Below are 18,224 nucleotides of genomic sequence, written 5' to 3' on the forward strand. Positions count from 1 at the left end.
ATCCCTGATCACCCTGTTGCTGTGGACGGAGAACAACACATGAGCAAGTCCTCGCGCATAGCCGGCGCGGTCATCGGCATGGCCGCGCTGGCCGGTTCGCTCGCCGCCTGCGGCGGCGACAGCCTGGAGAAGGAGAAGGGGGGCGGTGCCGCCGCGGAGTCCGGCTCCGGGAAGAAGGGCCCGCTGGTCGTCGGCGCCGCCTCCTTCACCGAGTCCAAGATCCTCGCGGAGCTGTACGCGCAGATCCTGGCCGACGCCGGGTACCGCACCTCCGTCACCACCGTGGCCAACCGGGAGCTGTACGAGCCGTCCCTGGAGAAGGGCGAGATCGACGTCGTACCCGAATACGCGGCGACGATCGCCGAATTCCTCAACGCCAAGGCGAACGGCGCGGAGAAGGCCGCGAAGGCACCGGTCGCCTCGGGCGACACGGCGGCCACGGTCGCCGCCCTGGAGAAGCTCGCCGCCCCGCGCGGGCTGAAGGTCCTCCCGGCCGGTGCGGCGGTCGACCAGAACGCCTTCGCGGTGACCAAGGAATTCGCCGCGAAGAACAAGATCAAATCCCTTTCCGACCTCGGCCGCTCGAAGGTCCCGGTGAAGATCGCGGCGGGCGACGAGTGCGAGGTGCGGCCCTTCTGCGCACCGGGTCTGAAGAAGACGTACGGCATCGACGTCACCGGAATCGACCCCAAGGGAGTCGGTACTCCGCAGTCCAAGCAGGCGGTCAAGGACGGCAAGGACCAACTGGTCCTCACCACCACCACGGACGCCGTGCTGGACGCTTACGACCTGGTGTTCCTGGAGGACGACAAGAAGCTCCAGAACGCCGACAACGTCCTGCCGGTCGTCAACGCGAAGGACGCCGGTTCCCCCGAGATCGCCGAAGCGCTCGGCCGGCTCACCAAGACCCTCACCACCGGGGATCTCGCGGAACTGAACCGCAAGGTCGACGCCGAGCGGGCAAAGCCGGCCGATGTCGCCGGGGACTATCTCCGTACGAAGGGACTGGTCGAGAAGTAGGAAACGGAGGGAAAAGGGGGCCGTCAGGTAACCGGCAGGGAACAGATTGACGGGCGGCCCCCCAAGTGCCTCGCACACACGGTAAATTTCAGGCCATGCCACGTGGACGTCATCGCCATTCGCCACCTCTGCACAGAATCCTTCCGCCGTCGGCGGTCGCCGGAGTATCGGTCGTCTGTGCCGCGGGCTCCTGGCTGCTGGCCGAGCCCCTGGTCCTGCGCGGGCTGGTGGCCGTCACGGCGGTGGCCGCCGTGACCGGCGCGTACCTGATGCGCAGCTGGGACCGGGACGCCGGCCGCCGCGTCGCCGAGCTGGCCCGGGCCCGGGCGGGCGACGAGTGGCGCGCCGAGGAGCGGGCGGCCGAGCTGGAATCCGACCTGGAGGAGGCGCGGGAGCTGCGCGCCCGGCTGGAGACGAAGCTGCGCCGCAAGCGCGTGGAGCTGGCCAACCTGCGCGGGGAGCACGCCGCGCTGCTGCGCCGGTACGCCAACGCCGAGACCGGCCGGGCCAGTGCCCTGGAGGGCCGCAGGCAGCTCGCGCTGGAGGCAGCCGCCCCCCGCGAGCCGGCTGCCAAGGCCCCCCGGGAGCTGGCCGCCGCGACCTCCACGCCGACGCCGGGCGCCTATCTCCGGGCCGCCCAGGCGCTCCAGGACCTCTCCCGCAACGCCGCGCTCCAGGAGGCCCGCCGCGCCGCCGAGCAGGCCCGCCGGACCGAGGTCGCCCGGCGCCCGGCCGCCGCGCCCGCCCCGGCCGCGCCGCCCGCCGCCGAGGAGGACCGGACCGCCGCGCGCCATCTGCGTCCCCCGGCCCCGCTGCCCCCGGCCCGGCAGTCCGTCGCGCTCCCCCCGGCCCGCCCCGCGTCGCCCGCCTCGGCCGTCGCCCCGTACGCGCCGGCGCGCCGTCAGCCGGTGCCGCAGGGCAGCTTCGACTTCTTCGGCACGCAGACGCAGAAGAACCGCGCCGCGATCGAGTCCGTGCAGGACGAGGACCTCGCCGACGTGGTGGGCGAGGAGGCGCTGGCCGCGCACCGCACCGACCGGGCCGCCAAAGGAGCCGTCGGCAAGGTCATCGACCTGACCGCGCACGACGAGACCGAGCAGCTCGACGTGGTGGAGCTCCGCAGCGCGATCTCGTAGCCGGACCCGAACGTCGGACGCGCACCCCGGTGTACGCGCCGGGTGCGCGCGTCCGACGTGCCCGGCGCTACTTGTCGATGTCGCCGACGACGAAGAAGAGCGAGCCCAGGATCGCCACCATGTCGGCGACCAGCGTGCCCGGCAGCAGCTCGGTGAGCGCCTGGATGTTGTTGTACGAGGCGGAGCGGAGCTTCAGCCGGTACGGGGTCTTCTCGCCCTTGGAGACCAGGTAGTAGCCGTTGATGCCGAGCGGGTTCTCGGTCCAGGCGTAGGTGTGGCCCTCGGGGGCCTTCAGCACCTTGGGCAGCCGCTGGTTGACCGGGCCGGGCGCCAGTTCGGTCAGCCGGTCCAGGCAGGCGTCCGCGAGCTCCAGCGCGTTGTGCGTCTGCTCCAGCAGGCACTCGAAGCGGGCCAGGCAGTCGCCCTCGGTCCGGGTGACCACCTTCAACGTGTCCCGCAGCTCCCCGTACGCCAGGTACGGCTCGTCGCGCCGCAGGTCGAAGTCGACGCCCGAGGCGCGGGCGATCGGCCCGGACACCCCGTACGCGTGCACCGCGTCGGCCGCGAGCACGCCCACGCCGCGGGTGCGGCCCCGGAAGATCTCGTTGCCGAGCACCAGGTCGTCGTAGACGCCCATCCGGGAGCGGACGGCGGCGACGGCGTCCCGGACCCGGCCGGTCCAGCCCGCCGGGAGGTCCTCCTTGAGGCCGCCGACCCGGTTGAACATGTAGTGCATCCGGCCGCCGGAGATCTCCTCCATCACGCCCTGGAGCTCCTCGCGCTCCCGGAAGGCGTGGAAGACCGGGGTGATCCCGCCGAGTTCGAGCGGGTAGGAGCCGAGGAACATCAGGTGGTTCAGCACCCGGTTCAGCTCGGCGAGGAGCGTACGGGTCCAGACCGCGCGCTCGGGGACCTCCATGCCGAGCATCCGCTCCACGGCCATCACGACGCCCAGCTCGTTGGAGAACGCCGACAGCCAGTCGTGGCGGTTGGCGAGCATCACGATCTGCCGGTAGTCGCGCGCCTCGAACAGCTTCTCCGCGCCGCGGTGCATGTAGCCGACGACCGGCTCCGCGCTCAGCACCCGCTCGCCGTCCAGCACGATCCGCAGCCGGAGCACACCGTGCGTGGAGGGGTGCTGGGGACCGATGTTGAGCACCATGTCCGTGCTCTCCGCCGCGCCGCCGATGCCGACCGTCGTCTCCGTCATGCGGTCAGTATTACGTGAACGCGACGGGGCCGGGCCCCGGACCCCCGCGCTGCACCAGCCAGCCGAAGTCGCCGAGGCCGCCCCGGGCCGTCAGCTCCGCCGCCTCGCCCGCCGAGGCCAGCGCCCGTACGTAACCGGCCGGGTCGGACGAGGCCAGCGCCAGCGGCGGGCGCCCGCCGCGCACCCCGAGGCGGTGCAGCGCCTCGCGCTGGGTCAGCAGCTCGGGCTCCGTACCGGCCACCGCCGCACCCGCCGCCGCGCAGGCGTCCAGCGCCACGTGCGAGGTGAGGTCGCAGCTCCCGTCCGGCACCGGCGCCACCTCCCGGCCCGCCCGGAAGCCGGTCAGGGTGCCGAAGGGGGGCCGCGCCGCCCGTTCGTGGGCGTAGTCCACCGCCACCGCGAGCCCCCCGGTCAGCGTGGCCACCGCCCGCGCCCAGGCGGCGTCCCGGGGGCGGCCGATCTCCGCCCGGCTCCCCGGCCCGGCCGAGGGCCACCAGCGGCGCAGCCACGCGGCGTCCGCACCGGTCACCGGCGCCCCCGGCCGCTGGGCCCCGTCCCGCGGCCGGACCAGGACGTAGCGGTCGACGCCGTCCTCGCCGGTCTCGGCGACCGGGACCGGGACGTTGTCCAGCCACTCGTTGGCGAACAGCAACCCGTACGTGCGGGACGGCAGCCGGGAGCTCCACCCGATCCGGGGATCGAGGCCGGGCGGCCGGTCCGCCAGCTCCACCCCCCGGGCCCGTACCGTCAGCCCCTCGCCGCCCTCGGCGGGCAGCGCGGCCAGCACCCCCGTCAACAGCTCGCCCCGGCCCGCCCCCAGGTCCACCAGATCGACCCGCTCGGTGCCCAGTCCCCGGGCCGTCGCGACCAGCAGCCGGGCCACGGCGGCGGCGAAGAGCGCGGATGCGTGCACCGAGGTACGGAAGTGGCCGGCGGGCCCTTCGGGGCTCCGGTAGAAGCCCTCGTCCCCGTAGAGCGCGGCCTCCGCCGCCTCCTGCCACCCACGCCACTCGTCCGTCACGGAGCCAAGTCTCCACCTTGGGGAGTACGGCCCCGGAAGCCGGATCGGCCCTTCGGCTGACCCACCCGCCCCGTGCCTGTCCCTACGCTGGGTCGCGTGCAGCGTCTCTACGACTTCCTTCGCAGACACCCGACGGGCGTCGACGTCTTCTGGGCCGTCGCCCTCCTCGGGCTCTCGGGGCTGTCCATGGTGGGGCTCGGGGAGACGGCGCGGCAGCGCGTCGCCGCCGTTCTGATCACGGTCGGGTACTGCACGGTCGTGGCGCTGCGCAGGCGGGCGCCGGAGAAGATGCTGCTGCTCGCCATCGCGATGGGGGTGGCGCAGCTGGTCACCGGGGTGAAACCCGGGGTCATGAACTTCGCGATGCTGGTCATCGTCTTCACCGTGGCCACGGTGGGGCAGCGCTGGGCGTCCCGGCTGGCGCTGGCGTGCAGTCTGGCCGCGGCGAGCCTGTCCAAGATGCGCTGGCCGGGGGAGGTGCCGCCGGTCAACTGGGCCGAAGAGGTCTTCATCGTCGTCGTGCTGACGGTGCCGTTCGTGCTCGCCTGGGTGCTCGGCGACTCGATGCGGACCCGGCGGGCCTACTTCCGTCAGCTGGAGGAGCGGGCGGCCCGGCTGGAGCGGGAGCGCGAGGCGCAGTCGAAGGTCGCGGTGGCGGCGGAGCGGGCCCGGATCGCCCGGGAGCTGCACGACGTGGTCGCGCACAACGTGTCGGTGATGGTGGTGCAGGCCGACGGTGCCGCCTACGTCATGGACGCGGCGCCGGACCAGGCCAAGCAGGCCCTGGAGACCATCTCCAGCACCGGCCGCCAGGCGCTCGCCGAGATGCGCCGGCTGCTCGGGGTGCTGCGCACCGGCGACGCGCAGGAGAGCGGGGAGTACGTCCCGCAGCCCGACGTGGAGCAGATCCAGGAGCTGATCGAGCAGGTCCGGCGGACCGGGCTGGCGGTCGACTTCAAGGTCGAGGGCACCCCGCGCCCGCTGCCCAGCGGGGTCGAGCTGACCGCGTACCGGATCGTGCAGGAGGCCCTGACCAACACCCGCAAGCACGGTGGCCCGGACGCCGGGGCCAGTGTGCGGCTGCTCTACTTCGACGACGGCCTCGGTCTGCTGGTCGAGGACGACGGGCGGGGCGCGGCGCACGAGCTGTACGAGGACGGCGGCGCGGACGGCGCGGGGCACGGGATGATCGGTATGCGGGAGCGGGTCGGGATGGTCGGTGGCACGCTGGACGCCGGGCCGCGCCCCGGCGGCGGCTTCCGGATCAGCGCGCTGCTGCCGCTCAAACCGACCTGACGCCCGGCGCGCCCGGGCCCGCGCGGTCCGCGCACCGGCATCCGGTCAGCGGCGATCCAGCGCCCGTCAGTACGCGTCAGCGCCCATCAGAACCCATCGGCACTTCGGACAACAGGAGACAGGACCCCCTCATGGCGATCCGTGTGATGCTCGTCGACGACCAGGTGCTCCTGCGCACCGGCTTCCGGATGGTGCTCGCCGCCCAGCCGGACATGGAGGTCGTGGCCGAGGCGGGCGACGGCGCGGAGGCGATCGAGGCGCTCCGCTCCACCGAGGTCGACGTGGTGCTGATGGACGTACGGATGCCCCGGCTGGACGGGGTCGAGGCGACCCGGCGGATCTGCGAGCGGCCGGACGCGCCGAAGGTGCTGATCCTGACCACCTTCGACCTCGACGAGTACGCCTTCTCCGGGCTGAAGGCCGGGGCCAGCGGCTTCATGCTCAAGGACGTGCCGCCCGCCGAGCTGCTCGCCGCGATCCGCTCCGTGCACAGCGGGGACGCGGTCGTCGCCCCGTCGACCACCCGCCGGCTGCTCGACCGCTTCTCCCCGATGCTGCCGGGCCGCTCGGACGAGCCGAAGCACAAGGACATCGCCCGGCTCACCGAGCGCGAGCGCGAGGTGATGCTGCTGGTCGCCCAGGGCCTGTCCAACGGGGAGATCGCCGGGCGCCTGGTGCTCTCCGAGGCGACGGTGAAGACGCATGTGGGCCGCATCCTCACCAAGCTGGAGCTGCGCGACCGGGTGCAGGTCGTGGTCCTCGCGTACGAGACGGGGCTGGTCCGGGCCGGGGGCGGCCCGCACTGACCCGGGCCGGGGCCGGGCTCAGCGCAGGATGCCCTCCAGGAAGTCGCTGCCCAGCCGGGCCACCGAGGTCAGGTCCAGCTGGTGCAGCACGTACCGGCCGCGCCGCCGGGTGGTGACCAGGCCCGCCCGCTTCAGCACCGCCAGGTGCCGGGAGACCTCGGGCGCGGTGATGCCGTGGGTGTCGGCGAGCTGGCCGGTGGTGTGGGCGGAGCGGGCGAGGTGGCGGCAGAGCCGCATCCGCATCGGGTGGGCCAGCGCCTCCATGCGCAGCTGGAGCAGCTCGACGGAGGCGGGGGAGGGCAGATCCGGCCGGTGCACCGGGTAGTGGATCACCGGGCGCCAGCCCGGCGCGTGCAGCAGGTTGAGGTGCGGCCAGCCGAAGGTGGACGGGATGAGGGTGAGCCCGGGGCCGACCGCGCTGGTGCGGCCCTCGTTCAGCTTGTCGGCGCTGATCCGGGTGGACGCCTCGTCGACGCTGAGCGCGCTGGAGACTGCGGCCATCGCGTCGCCGATCCCCTTGCGGCGCAGCAGGTCGGTCTTGTGCCGGGCGTCGGCGACCAGCTGGACCCGGACGCGCTGCCAGGTGTCCGCGAAGAACGCCCGGTCGCAGTCCTCGAACAGCCGCCGCACCCAGCCGCGCACCGGCGCCGGGTCGGCCAGCAGCCGCCGGGTGAACTCCACCTGCCGGGGCCCGTGCACCGCGGCCATCTCCAGGGCGCGGGCACGCATCTTCGCGTTGCCGAGCGGGGAGGGCGCGCCGAGCCCGTAGAGCCCGGCGCAGGTGAACTCCAGGGCGGCGGCGGCGAACCGTTCGTCGTCCAGCCGGTCGAGGATGTCGAGGTCGTCGGCGAGGGTCGCGCCCGTGGGGACGGCGCCGTCCCGGATGCCGGCGAACGGCAGGAAGATGTCCGAGAAGGTGTGGCGCCACAGGAAGTCGGCCTCGTGGAGCCGGTCGGCGAGGTCCGGGTCGAGCGCGCTGGCGGTGGCCGTCGCCCAGCCGTGCAGCCCCGGGTGGTGGCCCGGCTCGGAGAGGGCGTGCAGGGCCAGCCCCAGCTCGGCGAGGGGGGAGGTCTCGAAGACGATCCGTTCGGGGGCGAGCCCGGCGATGTCGATGTGCACACTCACCCCTCCATGGTGCGGGGTGGGCGCACAACCGCCGCGCCGGTTGACGGGGGCCGTCAATCGGCGCGGCGGCTCCGGGACGTCACGGGGCGGTGACCCGCTCCAGGAACGCCCGCACGGCGTCCCGTACGTCCGCGGCGCTCCACTCCAGCCCCTCGTGTCCCACGGTGACCTCGGTGAAAGAGGTCCCGGGCGGTCCGGCGGGCGCGGGCCACCAGCGGCGGAAGAGGCAGACACCGGTCTCCTCGGCCAGCCGCACGGCCGCCTCGTCCAGGACGTCGGACGGATACGGCAGCCACACCTGGAACTGGTGCGTGTGCGGCGGCTCCGGATGGACCCGGAACCAGCCGGCGCCCGCCTCCGCGAAGCCCTCGGCCAGCGCCCCGGCGACGACCTTCGCCTGTGCCACGTACGCGGGGAGTTGGGGCAGTTCCCGGTCCAGGCCCATCAGGGCGCCGATCGCGGCGGGGAACTGCTGGAAGAGCTGGCCGCCGTACCGGTGGCGCCAGGTGCGGGCCTCGTCCACCAGCGTGCGCGGCCCTGCCAGGGCGGCCCCGGACAGCCCGCCGAGGGTCTTGTAGAACGAGACGTACACGCTGTCCGCGAGCGCCGCGATCTCCGGCAGCTCCCGGCCGAAGTGCGGGGCGCACTCCCAGAGCCGGGCACCGTCGAAGTGGACCACCGCGTCCCGTTCCCGCGCGGCCTCCACCACGTCCTGGAGCTCCTGCCAGGTCGGCAGGGTGAATCCGGCGTCGCGCAGCGGCAGCTCCAGCATCAGCGTGCCGAACGGCTCCTCGAAGTCGCGGATCTCCGACGCGGTGGGCAGCCGGGGCTCGGCCGTGGGGTGCACGGTGCGCAGCCCGCTCACCGCCCCCAGCGCCCCGCGCTCGTGCACCTCCGGGTGGGCCAGGGGGTGCAGGGCCACCGTGTCGTTGCCGGTCCGCCCGGCCCAGCACCGCAGCGCGACCTGTTGCGCCATCGTCCCGGTCGGGAAGAACGCGGCGGCCTCCATGCCCAGCAGCGCCGCGACCCGCTTCTCCAGCTCGGCGACGACCCCGTCGCCGTATATGTCCGTGGGGCCGTCCGGGTCGGTGACGGAGCCGGACCCGGCCGCCAGGGCGGCGAGCCGCTCGCCGAGCGGGAGATCCAGGGGCGACCTGGTCAGGGTCCGCCGGGCGGCCCGCCAGGCGGCGACCCGGCGCCGGCGCTGCGCGTCCTGATCGTCCTGCGCGGTCCCGCCCCCCGGCTGCGGGGGCCTCTGCCGCTCGTCCGTGTCTGTGATGTCTGCCATGGGACGATCATCACGCAGCGCACACCGCGGGCCTCAACTCTTTTTCCGAGCCGATTTTCCGCTCCGCCGATTTTCGTCCACAGGCTGTGGACGGGCGGAGGAGACGGGCGAAACGCTGGCGTAGCATGCAGAGAAATCGTCCGGTACCCCCTGCGGACTGGAACGGAAGGCCTCGCCGAGTGAACGCAACAGCCCCCCACGAACCCCTGGAAGCCAAGGACCGCCCCGCCCGCCTGACGGTCGGCGTCGTGGGCGCGGGCCGGGTCGGCCCCGCCCTCGCCGCGTCCCTGCGACTCGCCGGGCACCGGCCGGTCGCCGTCTCCGGTGTCTCCGACGCGTCGGTGCGCCGGGCCGCGGCCCTTCTCCCCGACGTACCGCTGGTGCCGCCCGCCGAGGTCCTGGCCCGCGCCGACCTGGTGCTGCTGACGGTGCCGGACGACGCCCTGCCCGGCCTGGTCGAGGGGCTGGCCGGGACGGGGGCGGTGCGGCCGGGGCAGCTCCTCGTCCACACCTCCGGGCGGTACGGGGCCGGGGTCCTGGACCCGGCGCTGCGCGCCGGCGCCCTGCCGCTCGCCCTGCACCCCGCGATGACGTTCACCGGCACCTCCGTCGACGTCCAGCGGCTGGCCGGCTGCTCCTTCGGGGTGACCGCCCCCGAGGAGCTGCGGCTCGCCGCCGAGGCGCTCGTCATCGAGATGGGCGGCGAGCCCGAGTGGATCGCGGAGGAGGCCCGCCCGCTCTACCACGCGGCACTCGCCCTCGGCGCGAACCACCTGGTCACGCTGGTGGCCCAGTCGATGGAGCTGCTGCGCACGGCCGGGGTGGCCGCCCCGGACCGGATGCTCGGCCCGCTCCTGGGCGCCGCCCTCGACAACGCCCTGCGCTCCGGCGACGCCGCGCTGACCGGCCCGGTGGCCCGCGGTGACGCCGGTACGGTCGCCGCGCACATCGGCGAGCTGCGCAGCCACGCCCCGCAGACGGTGGCCGGGTACGTCGCGATGGCCCGCGCCACCGCCGACCGCGCCCTCGCCCACGGCCTGCTCAAGCCGGAGCTGGCGGAGGACCTGCTCGGCGTCCTGGCCGACGGCACCGGAGCGGGCGCCAACCCGCCGGGCACGGACCCGGGCACCGATCCAGGCACCGGCACCGGACCCGAGGAGTCCCGATGACCAACCCCACCGGCACCCCTGGCGCCGCCAGCACCCCTGGCACCTCCGGGCCCGCCACCCTGCTCCGCACCGCCGCCGAGCTGGCCGGCCTCGCGCCCCGGGAGGGCGTCCGGGCCGTCGTCATGACCATGGGCGCGCTGCACGAGGGCCACGCCACCCTGATCCGCGCCGCCCGAGCGGCGGTCGGCCCCGGCGGCCGGGTCGTCGTGACGGTCTTCGTCAACCCGCTCCAGTTCGGCGAGGCCGCCGACCTGGAGCGCTACCCCCGTACGCTCGACGCCGACCTCGCCGTGGCGGGCGCCGCCGGGGCGGACGCGGTCTTCGCGCCGTCCGTCGACGAGGTCTACCCGGGCGGCGAGCCGCAGGTCAGGATCGCGGCCGGCCCCATGGGCGAGCGGCTCGAAGGCGCCTCGCGCCCCGGGCACTTCGACGGCATGCTCACCGTCGTCGCCAAGCTCCTCCACCTCACCCGCCCGGACCTCGCGTTCTTCGGCCAGAAGGACGCCCAGCAGCTCGCGCTGATCCGCCGCATGGTCCGCGACCTGAACTTCCCGGTGGAGATCGCCGGGGTGGCGACGGTCCGCGAGCCGGACGGGCTGGCGCTCTCCAGCCGCAACCGCTTCCTGGACCCGGCGGAGCGGCACACCGCCCTCGCCCTGTCCCGGGCGCTGTTCGCCGCCCGCGACCGGCTCGCCGCCCAGCAGGCGCTGCACGCCCGCGCCACGGCCACCTCGGCCACCACCGGCCGGGCCGCCGCGCTCACCGCCCTCGGCGAGGCCCGCCTGGCCGCCGACGCCCAGGCGGTGGCCCTGGCCCGCCCGGACGGGGCCGCGGCGGCGGTGCGGACCGCCGCCCGCCAGATCCTCGACGACGCGGCGGCCGCGCAGCCCCCGCTCGCCCTGGACTATTTGGCGCTGGTGGACCCGGCCGACTTCACCGAGATCCCCGACGACCGCACCACCGGCGAGGCCCTCCTCGCCGTCGCCGCCCGGGTCGGCCGCACCCGCCTCATCGACAACATCCCGCTGACCCTCGGAGCCACCCCGTGACCGGAATACGGCTGACCGCCCCCGCCCCCGGCTGGTCCATCGAGGCCGATGTCGTCGTGGTCGGCTCAGGCGTGGCCGGGCTCACCACGGCGCTGCGCTGCGCCGCGGCGGGCCTCGCCACCGTGGTCGTCACCAAGGCCCGGCTCGACGACGGCTCCACCCGCTGGGCGCAGGGCGGCATCGCCGCCGCGCTCGGCGAGGGCGACACCCCCGAGCAGCACCTCGACGACACCCTGGTCGCGGGCGCGGGCCTGTGCGACGAGGCCGCGGTGCGGACCCTGGTCACCGAGGGGCCGGACGCGGTCCGCAGGCTCATCGGGACCGGTGCCCGCTTCGACACCGCGGAGGGCGGTGACATCGCGCTGACCCGCGAGGGCGGCCACCACCGCCGCCGCATCGCCCACGCGGGCGGCGACGCGACGGGCGCCGAGATATCCCGCGCCCTGGTCGAAGCGGTCCGCGGGGCCGCCCTGCGCACCGTGGAGAACGCGCTCGTCCTGGACCTCCTCACCGACGCCGAGGGCCGCACCGCGGGCGTGACCCTGCACGTCATGGGCGAGGGCCAGCACGACGGCGTCGGCGCGGTGCACGCCCCCGCGGTGGTCCTCGCCACCGGCGGCATGGGCCAGGTCTTCTCCGCCACCACCAACCCGGCGGTCTCCACCGGCGACGGCGTGGCGCTCGCGCTGCGGGCCGGCGCGCAGGTCTCCGACCTGGAGTTCGTCCAGTTCCACCCGACGGTCCTCTTCCTCGGCGCCGGCGCCGAGGGCCAGCAGCCCCTGGTCTCCGAGGCGGTACGGGGCGAGGGCGCCCATCTCGTCGACGCCTCCGGCACCCGCTTCATGCTCGGCGAGCACGAGCTGGCCGAGCTGGCCCCGCGCGACATCGTCGCCAAGGCCATCACCCGCCGGATGGAGCTCCACGGCACCGAGCACATGTACCTCGACGCCCGCCACTTCGGCGCCGGGATGTGGGAGCACCGCTTCCCCACGATCCTGGCCGCCTGCCGCGCCCACGGCATCGACCCGGTCACCGAACCGATCCCGGTCGCCCCCGCCGCGCACTACGCCTCCGGCGGCGTCCGCACCGACCTGCGCGGCCGTACGACCGTGCCCGGCCTGTACGCCTGCGGCGAGGTCGCCTGCACCGGTGTGCACGGCGCGAACCGGCTGGCGTCCAACTCCCTCCTGGAGGGCCTGGTCTTCGCCGAGCGCATCGCGGCGGACATCGTCGCGGACCGGCCCCGCGCCGGTGCCCCGGTCACCGGATCCACCGGCGCCCCCTCCCCGCTGATCGCCCCGGAGGCCCGCGCCACGATCCAGCGCGTCATGACCCGGGGCGCCGGGGTCCTCCGCTCCGCCGAGAGCCTGGCCACCGCCGCCGAGCGGCTGGAGGCGCTCCACGACAGCGCCCTCCGGGCCGTCGCGGCCGACGAGCCGAAGGTCGCGGTCCCCGGCGTCGAGGCGTGGGAGGCCACCAACCTGCTGCTGGTCTCCCGCGTCCTGGTGGCCGCCGCCCAACAGCGCGAGGAGACCCGCGGCTGCCACTGGCGCGAGGACCGCCCCGAGCGCGACGACGCCGAATGGCGCCGCCACCTCGTGGTCCGGCTCACCCCGGAGCGCCGCCCGGTCGTCCACCGGACGCGGACCGAGGCGTTCGGCCCCGTAGGCCCCGCGCGGGCAGCAGACTTCGGGGCAGCATCCCCGACCCACCCCGCCGATCCCCCCGAGGAGCACCGACCGTGAGCACGCCCGAAGAGAACCCGCGCCCCGAGCCCGTGGACGTCCCGCTGATCCAGATCGGCGCGCCCGCCCCGTCGGCGGGCGGCTGCGGGGACGGCTGCGGCTGCGGCGGGGACGAGTTCTACGAGATGGACCCGCCGGAGTGCGGTCTCGACCCCGCCCTCGCCCAGCTGCTCGCCGAGGCGGGCCTGGACCCGGTCCAGGTGGAGGACGTCGCGCACGTCGCCATCGAGGAGGACCTGGACGGCGGGGTGGACGTCACCACCGTCGCCACGGTCCCCGAGGACGCCATGGCCACCGGCGACTTCACCGCCCGCGAGAGCGGCGTGGTGGCCGGGCTGCGGATCGCCGAGGCGGTGCTGTCCATCGTCTGCACCGAGGAGTTCGAGGTCGAGCGCCATGTCGAGGACGGCGACCGGGTCGAGGCCGGGCAGAAGCTGCTGACCGTCACCACCCGCACCCGCGACCTGCTCACCGGCGAGCGCAGCGCGCTCAACCTGCTGTGCCGGCTCTCCGGCATCGCCACCGCCACCCGCGCCTGGGCCGACGCCCTGGACGGCACGAAGGCCAAGGTCCGCGACACCCGCAAGACCACCCCGGGCCTGCGCGCCATGGAGAAGTACGCGGTGCGCTGCGGCGGCGGCGTCAACCACCGGATGTCGCTCTCGGACGCGGCCCTGGTCAAGGACAACCACGTCATCGCGGCCGGCGGGGTCGCCGAGGCGTTCAAGCGGGTGCGGGACGTCTTCCCGGACGTCCCGATCGAGGTCGAGGTCGACACCCTCCAGCAGGTCCGCGAGGTCCTCGACGCGGGCGCCGACCTGATCCTGCTCGACAACTTCACCCCGCTCCAGACGGCCGAGGCGGTCGCCCTGACCGACGGCCGCGCCGTCCTGGAGTCCTCCGGCCGGCTCTCCCTGGACACCGCCCGCGCCTACGCCGAGGCGGGCGTCGACTACCTGGCCGTCGGCGCGCTCACCCACTCCTCGCCGATCCTCGACATCGGCCTGGACTTCCGCGACACCGCCGACACCGACGGGGCGGACGACTGATGCTGCTCACCATCGACGTCGGCAACACCCACACCGTCCTCGGCCTGTTCGACGGCGAGGAGATCGTCGAGCACTGGCGGATCTCCACCGACCCGCGCCGCACCGCCGACGAGCTGGCCGTGCTGCTCCAGGGCCTGATGGGGATGCACCCGCTGCTCGGCATGGAGCTGGGTGACGGCATCGAGGGCATCGCGATCTGCTCCACGGTCCCGGCCGTCCTGCACGAGCTGCGCGAGGTGACCCGCCGCTACTACGGCGACGTCCCCGCCGTGCTCGTCGAGCCGGGCATCAGGACCGGGGTGCCGATCCTGATGGACAACCCGAAGGAGGTCGGCACGGACCGCATCATCAACGCGGCCGCCGCCGCCCACCTCTACGGCGGCCCGGCCATCGTCGTCGACTTCGGCACGGCCACCACCTTCGACGCGGTCTCCGCCCGGGGCGAGTACACCGGCGGGGTCATCGCCCCCGGCATCGAGATCTCGGTCGAGGCGCTCGGCGTCCGGGGCGCCCAGCTCCGCAAGATCGAGCTGGCCCGGCCGCGCAGCGTGATCGGGAAGAACACGGTCGAGGCGATGCAGTCGGGCATCATCTACGGCTTCGCCGGCCAGGTCGACGGCGTCGTCACACGGATGAAGAAGGAGCTGGCCGACGACCCGGACGACGTCACCGTCATCGCGACGGGCGGCCTTGCTCCGATGGTGTTGGGCGAGTCCTCCGTCATCGACGAGCACGAGCCCTGGCTCACCCTGATCGGCCTGCGCCTGGTGTACGAGCGGAACGCGCCCCGGCTGTAGCGGACAGGCGGCGTACCTGCGGGAACGGCCTCCGCGACACGGGTACGCCGCCGCGCCACCACTGTCCGGTTAAGCAGATTTTGCCCCTTTAGCACGTATGGTCGCGGCATGCCCACGCCTTACGGATCACGCGGCGGCATGGCGTTCAGCGCGGACGAGCTGCGGGTGCTCCGACGTGCTCTCGCCACCGCCCTTCACCCCACGCCCCTGCCGGACGAGGACGTCCGGGACTGCCTGCGGCTGGCCGGCGCCGTGGACGAGGCGGCTGGGGAGGCGGGACGACTGCGCGCGTTCCTCCTCGCCGACCTCGTCCGGTACCGCGACGCCCTCCCCGGTTCCGCCGGCGGCTATCTGGAGCTGCTCCAGGACGCCCTCGCGGGTGGGTACGACCCCCGCCCCGAGGACCTCGCCGCGCTGCGGGGGCTGCGCCGCCGCCCGGTGGCCGCCTCGCTCCTGGTGCGCTGCCAGGTGCTCGCGGAACGCTCGGTACGGGCCCGCCTCGCCGCACGCACCCCCGCGCCCCGCAGCAGGCTCCTGGCGCTGCCGGGCGGCCGGGGCGCCGTGGCGGAACCCGAACGGCCCAAGACCCCGGAGGACCCCGCCCGGCCGCCCGCCCGGCCCGCGCCGAAGCCCTCGGAGGTCTTCCCGCCCCGCCGTCGCCCGACGCCCCCGCCGCAGCAGCAGCGCGTCGCCGGATAGCCGCCGCGCCCCCGGACGGCCGCGATGCCGAGGGGCGGCGCGGCCGTCCGGACCGGTCTCGCTACTCTGGACGACATGGACTACGTATCCGCGCTCCTGCCCCCCGTGGTGATGGCCGCCTTCTTCATCGGCCTCGTCGTGACGATCGTCAAGAGCCAGGGCGGTCCCAACAAGGCCAAGGAGGACGCGGCCGTGGACCTGGCGCTCGGCCGCGCCGAGTCGGTGCAGCAGGCCCCGCGGAGCGACGGCGCCTGACCGGCCTCATATCCCCGCAGTACGTCGAGGGCGTACGGCTCATCCGGAGCCGTACGCCCTTTTGTTGTGCGAATAAACCGGGCATTTTGGCCATCTCCTACTAAAGTGGCGTTGTGCCCCGTCAATTGGGAGATCTGGAAGACGCCGTGATGACACGGGTCTGGCAATGGAACCGTCCGGTCACCGTGCGGGAAGTCCTGGAGGACCTCCAGCAGGAACGCTCCATCGCCTACACCACCGTCATGACGGTAATGGACAATCTCCATCAGAAGGGCTGGGTGCGCAGGGAAGTGGACGGCCGCGCATATAGATATACGGCGGTGTCCACACGTGCCGCCTACTCGGCCGCGCTGATGAACGAAGCATGGTCCCGCAGTGACAACCCCGCCGCCGCCCTTGTCGCCTTCTTCGGGATGATGTCCGCCGAGCAGCGTGAAGCGCTCAGGGACGCCATGCGGGTCGTTCGGCCCGATCGCTCGGAGGGTGCCGCGCCGGACGGGCCGGGCGGGGAACGGCCCGGAGAAGCGGACGCGGAACCGCCCGGGGAAGCGGACGCGGAACGGCCCGGGGAAGAACCCGGGGAACCGGCCGATGGAGCGGCGCCGGACGCCGGGCGATAGCGTCGGGGTATGTCCTCAGAGCTTCCGTCCGCCGAATCCCGTACCGCACCGCCGACCAAAAAGACGGCCATCACGGTCCGACGTGCCAGGACCAGTGATGTGGCATCGGTACGCCGCCTCCTGGACGGGTACGTACGCGAAGGCATCCTGCTCGACAAAGCGACCGTGACGCTTTACGAGGACATCCAGGAGTTCTGGATCGCGGAACGCGACGAGGACGCCCGGGTCGTCGGCTGCGGCGCCCTGCACGTGATGTGGGAAGACCTCGCCGAAGTGCGTACTCTCGCCGTCGACCACGCCCTCAGGGGCGCCGGAGTCGGCCATCAGGTGCTGGACAAGTTGTTGCAGACCGCCCGTTGGCTGGGCGTACGACGGGTTTTCTGTCTCACCTTCGAAGTGGACTTCTTCGCGAAGCACGGCTTCGTGGAGATCGGGGAGACACCGGTCGACGGAGATGTCTACAGCGAGCTGCTGCGTTCCTATGACGAGGGCGTGGCGGAGTTCCTGGGGCTCGAACGAGTGAAGCCGAACACCTTGGGCAACAGCCGGATGCTTCTGCATCTGTGACCGGCATCCGTGACCGCCGGAACAAGGCGGAACCCTATGTCCGAATCGCGCACGTTTCCCGTGTTCCCCTGATCCTGAACCTCTCCCGGGGGTTTGTGTTTTCCGGGGAAAAGCGGTTTCCTTTCCGCGTACTGCATTTTCGATGAAAGGGAATCCAGTGGCACAGAAGGTTCAGGTCCTTCTTGTCGATGACCTCGACGGCGGCGAGGCGGACGAGACGGTCACGTTCGCTCTCGATGGCAAGACGTACGAGATTGACCTCACGACGAGCAACGCGGACAAGCTCCGTGGTCTTCTTGAGCCGTACACCAAGAGTGGCCGGCGCACCGGCGGCCGTGGTAAGGGCCGCGCCGTTACCGGTGGCAACAAGGACACCGCCGAGATCCGTAAGTGGGCCCGCGAGAACGGCCACAATGTGAATGACCGCGGCCGTGTTCCCGCCGAGATCCGTGAGGCTTACCGGAAGGCCAACGGCTGAGTCGTCGGCACGGTCGCCGACGACCCCGTTCGGGTATGCGTCAAACGGGCCCGGTGGCATTCCGTCGCCACCGCGTCCACCAGCCGTACGAGATCGGGGGCAGCCCCGTCCCCGTTCCCGAGGCCGGTGAGGGCCGGGAGCGCCGTACCCCCCTCGTGCCGCGGTCCGGGGGGCCGCAGCCAGGTGGCGGCCCCCGGCGTGCCCGCCGTCCGTCCGGGCGGCACCGGTGCGGTGATCCGGCCGCCCGCGCCGATGGCGGTCAGGGAGAGGGCCACCCCCCGCCACTCCAGCCAGTCGAGCAGACCGGGAAGCTCCTCGGCGCTCCCCGCCGCGACCAGCAGCCCCATCCGCGCCCCCGACAGCGCCACGGGCCCGGTGCGGCCCAGTCGCCGCAGCGCCGCGCGACCGGCGGCCGCGGGGACCTGGAGCACGTCGAACTCCAGCCCGGTCAGCAGCCGCACCGGCGCGGTGCCCACCGTCGCCCAGCCGAGCTCGCGTTCGTACCACCGCGCCCAGCGGGCGCCCTCGTGGTCCTCCTGCTCGCGATCGGTGGTCGGTGCGGAGGTGGGAAGGGTGATGACCATGCCGGATGAACGCACCCGTCGCCCGACGGGTTACGCAGAGTCGGCGAACGGGTGCGCGTTGTGTCCGTGATGGGGGCGTAGGGGCGCATTCGGGAGCGCCAATGTGTTCGCCCGTAGCGGAGGGAACCGGCGTGCGCCGCATGGACTGTCTGTAATTGCGGGTAGGACATCCCTAGTGGGAAGGGGCGACACGCAGGTTCGGGCATCTCCCGTTCGCCATCGGCGTAGTGGTGAAAGGGGTATCTGCCTGGCCTGCGGGAACATCGTCTCGCACCATCGGGTTGGAGAAGTTGTCAGCGTTCGGGGCAGG

Annotated in this window: 19 protein-coding genes; 14 read left to right on the forward strand and 5 right to left on the reverse strand. The window is 73.6% G+C overall.

Annotated elements, in window-relative coordinates; all coding sequences use genetic code 11:
- Positions 1-39: 39 nt before the first annotated feature.
- Complete coding sequence (locus ACWC97_RS15215; RefSeq protein WP_352275529.1) at positions 40-1,020, forward strand: ABC transporter substrate-binding protein; 981 nt, start codon at positions 40-42, stop codon at positions 1,018-1,020.
- 95 nt (positions 1,021-1,115) lie between these two features.
- On the forward strand, positions 1,116-2,156 hold the full coding sequence (locus ACWC97_RS15220; protein ID WP_352275528.1) for a hypothetical protein: 1,041 nt from the start codon (positions 1,116-1,118) through the stop codon (positions 2,154-2,156).
- A 67-nt stretch (positions 2,157-2,223) separates the two neighbouring features.
- Here ACWC97_RS15220 and ACWC97_RS15225 read toward each other — a convergent pair whose 3' ends face one another.
- Together ACWC97_RS15225 and ACWC97_RS15230 are read right to left on the reverse strand one after the other, a co-directional pair.
- Positions 2,224-3,366, reverse strand: a complete 1,143-nt coding sequence (locus tag ACWC97_RS15225; protein WP_352275526.1) for an NADH-quinone oxidoreductase subunit D — start codon at positions 3,364-3,366, stop codon at positions 2,224-2,226.
- 10 nt (positions 3,367-3,376) lie between these two features.
- On the reverse strand, positions 3,377-4,387 hold the full coding sequence (locus ACWC97_RS15230; RefSeq protein WP_450649597.1) for an SAM-dependent methyltransferase: 1,011 nt from the start codon (positions 4,385-4,387) through the stop codon (positions 3,377-3,379).
- Between the two features lie 96 nt (positions 4,388-4,483).
- Between ACWC97_RS15230 and ACWC97_RS15235 the strand changes: the two genes are divergently transcribed.
- Both ACWC97_RS15235 and ACWC97_RS15240 read left to right on the forward strand, forming a co-directional pair.
- Positions 4,484-5,683: a sensor histidine kinase gene (locus tag ACWC97_RS15235; protein WP_450649599.1), complete on the forward strand. Its 1,200-nt coding sequence runs from the start codon at positions 4,484-4,486 to the stop codon at positions 5,681-5,683.
- 131 nt (positions 5,684-5,814) lie between these two features.
- A complete protein-coding gene (locus ACWC97_RS15240) occupies positions 5,815-6,489 on the forward strand; it encodes a response regulator transcription factor (protein ID WP_352275523.1) in 675 nt (224 codons plus the stop codon).
- 18 nt (positions 6,490-6,507) lie between these two features.
- On the opposite strand, the gene ACWC97_RS15245 is transcribed toward ACWC97_RS15240, so the two are convergent.
- Both ACWC97_RS15245 and ACWC97_RS15250 read right to left on the reverse strand, forming a co-directional pair.
- On the reverse strand, positions 6,508-7,608 hold the full coding sequence (locus ACWC97_RS15245) for a DUF5937 family protein (protein ID WP_352275803.1): 1,101 nt from the start codon (positions 7,606-7,608) through the stop codon (positions 6,508-6,510).
- An 85-nt stretch (positions 7,609-7,693) separates the two neighbouring features.
- Positions 7,694-8,902 (reverse strand): threonine aldolase family protein, encoded by a 1,209-nt coding sequence (locus ACWC97_RS15250; RefSeq protein ID WP_450649601.1) that lies wholly within the window; start codon positions 8,900-8,902, stop codon positions 7,694-7,696.
- 179 nt (positions 8,903-9,081) lie between these two features.
- On the opposite strand from ACWC97_RS15250, the gene ACWC97_RS15255 reads away from it, so the two are divergent.
- From ACWC97_RS15255 to ACWC97_RS15300, 10 genes are all read left to right on the forward strand, one after another.
- On the forward strand, positions 9,082-10,071 hold the full coding sequence (locus ACWC97_RS15255; protein WP_352275520.1) for a Rossmann-like and DUF2520 domain-containing protein: 990 nt from the start codon (positions 9,082-9,084) through the stop codon (positions 10,069-10,071).
- On the forward strand, positions 10,068-11,120 hold the full coding sequence (gene panC / locus ACWC97_RS15260; RefSeq protein WP_450649603.1) for a pantoate--beta-alanine ligase: 1,053 nt from the start codon (positions 10,068-10,070) through the stop codon (positions 11,118-11,120). Before ACWC97_RS15255 ends, panC begins: the two co-directional genes overlap by 4 nt.
- The gene (locus tag ACWC97_RS15265) at positions 11,117-12,865 is read left to right on the forward strand and encodes an L-aspartate oxidase (RefSeq protein WP_450649605.1); all 1,749 of its coding nucleotides are present in this window, start codon (positions 11,117-11,119) and stop codon (positions 12,863-12,865) included. Before panC ends, ACWC97_RS15265 begins: the two co-directional genes overlap by 4 nt.
- A complete protein-coding gene (nadC, locus tag ACWC97_RS15270) occupies positions 12,862-13,914 on the forward strand; it encodes a carboxylating nicotinate-nucleotide diphosphorylase (protein ID WP_352275516.1) in 1,053 nt (350 codons plus the stop codon). Before ACWC97_RS15265 ends, nadC begins: the two co-directional genes overlap by 4 nt.
- Positions 13,914-14,711, forward strand: coding sequence for a type III pantothenate kinase (locus tag ACWC97_RS15275; protein ID WP_352275514.1), 798 nt, complete (start codon positions 13,914-13,916; stop codon positions 14,709-14,711). The genes nadC and ACWC97_RS15275 overlap by 1 nt, the downstream gene beginning before the upstream one ends.
- Positions 14,712-14,849: 138 nt before the next feature.
- Positions 14,850-15,410, forward strand: a complete 561-nt coding sequence (locus tag ACWC97_RS15280; RefSeq protein ID WP_450649652.1) for a hypothetical protein — start codon at positions 14,850-14,852, stop codon at positions 15,408-15,410.
- Positions 15,411-15,485: 75 nt separating this feature from the next.
- A complete protein-coding gene (locus ACWC97_RS15285) occupies positions 15,486-15,665 on the forward strand; it encodes a hypothetical protein (RefSeq protein WP_352275513.1) in 180 nt (59 codons plus the stop codon).
- A gap of 113 nt (positions 15,666-15,778) precedes the next feature.
- Entirely contained in the window at positions 15,779-16,285 is a 507-nt protein-coding gene (locus ACWC97_RS15290) for a BlaI/MecI/CopY family transcriptional regulator (protein WP_450649608.1), read from the forward strand.
- A 9-nt stretch (positions 16,286-16,294) separates the two neighbouring features.
- Positions 16,295-16,852, forward strand: coding sequence for an amino-acid N-acetyltransferase (locus ACWC97_RS15295; protein WP_352275510.1), 558 nt, complete (start codon positions 16,295-16,297; stop codon positions 16,850-16,852).
- A gap of 157 nt (positions 16,853-17,009) precedes the next feature.
- Positions 17,010-17,330: a histone-like nucleoid-structuring protein Lsr2 gene (locus ACWC97_RS15300; protein ID WP_352275508.1), complete on the forward strand. Its 321-nt coding sequence runs from the start codon at positions 17,010-17,012 to the stop codon at positions 17,328-17,330.
- On the opposite strand, the gene ACWC97_RS15305 is transcribed toward ACWC97_RS15300, so the two are convergent.
- Complete coding sequence (locus ACWC97_RS15305) at positions 17,309-17,914, reverse strand: SCO3374 family protein (RefSeq protein ID WP_352275507.1); 606 nt, start codon at positions 17,912-17,914, stop codon at positions 17,309-17,311. The two genes, ACWC97_RS15300 and ACWC97_RS15305, sit on opposite strands and share 22 nt — an antisense overlap.
- Positions 17,915-18,224: the final 310 nt, after the last annotated feature.

It is taken from the genome of Streptomyces sp. NPDC001108 (assembly GCF_053598535.1).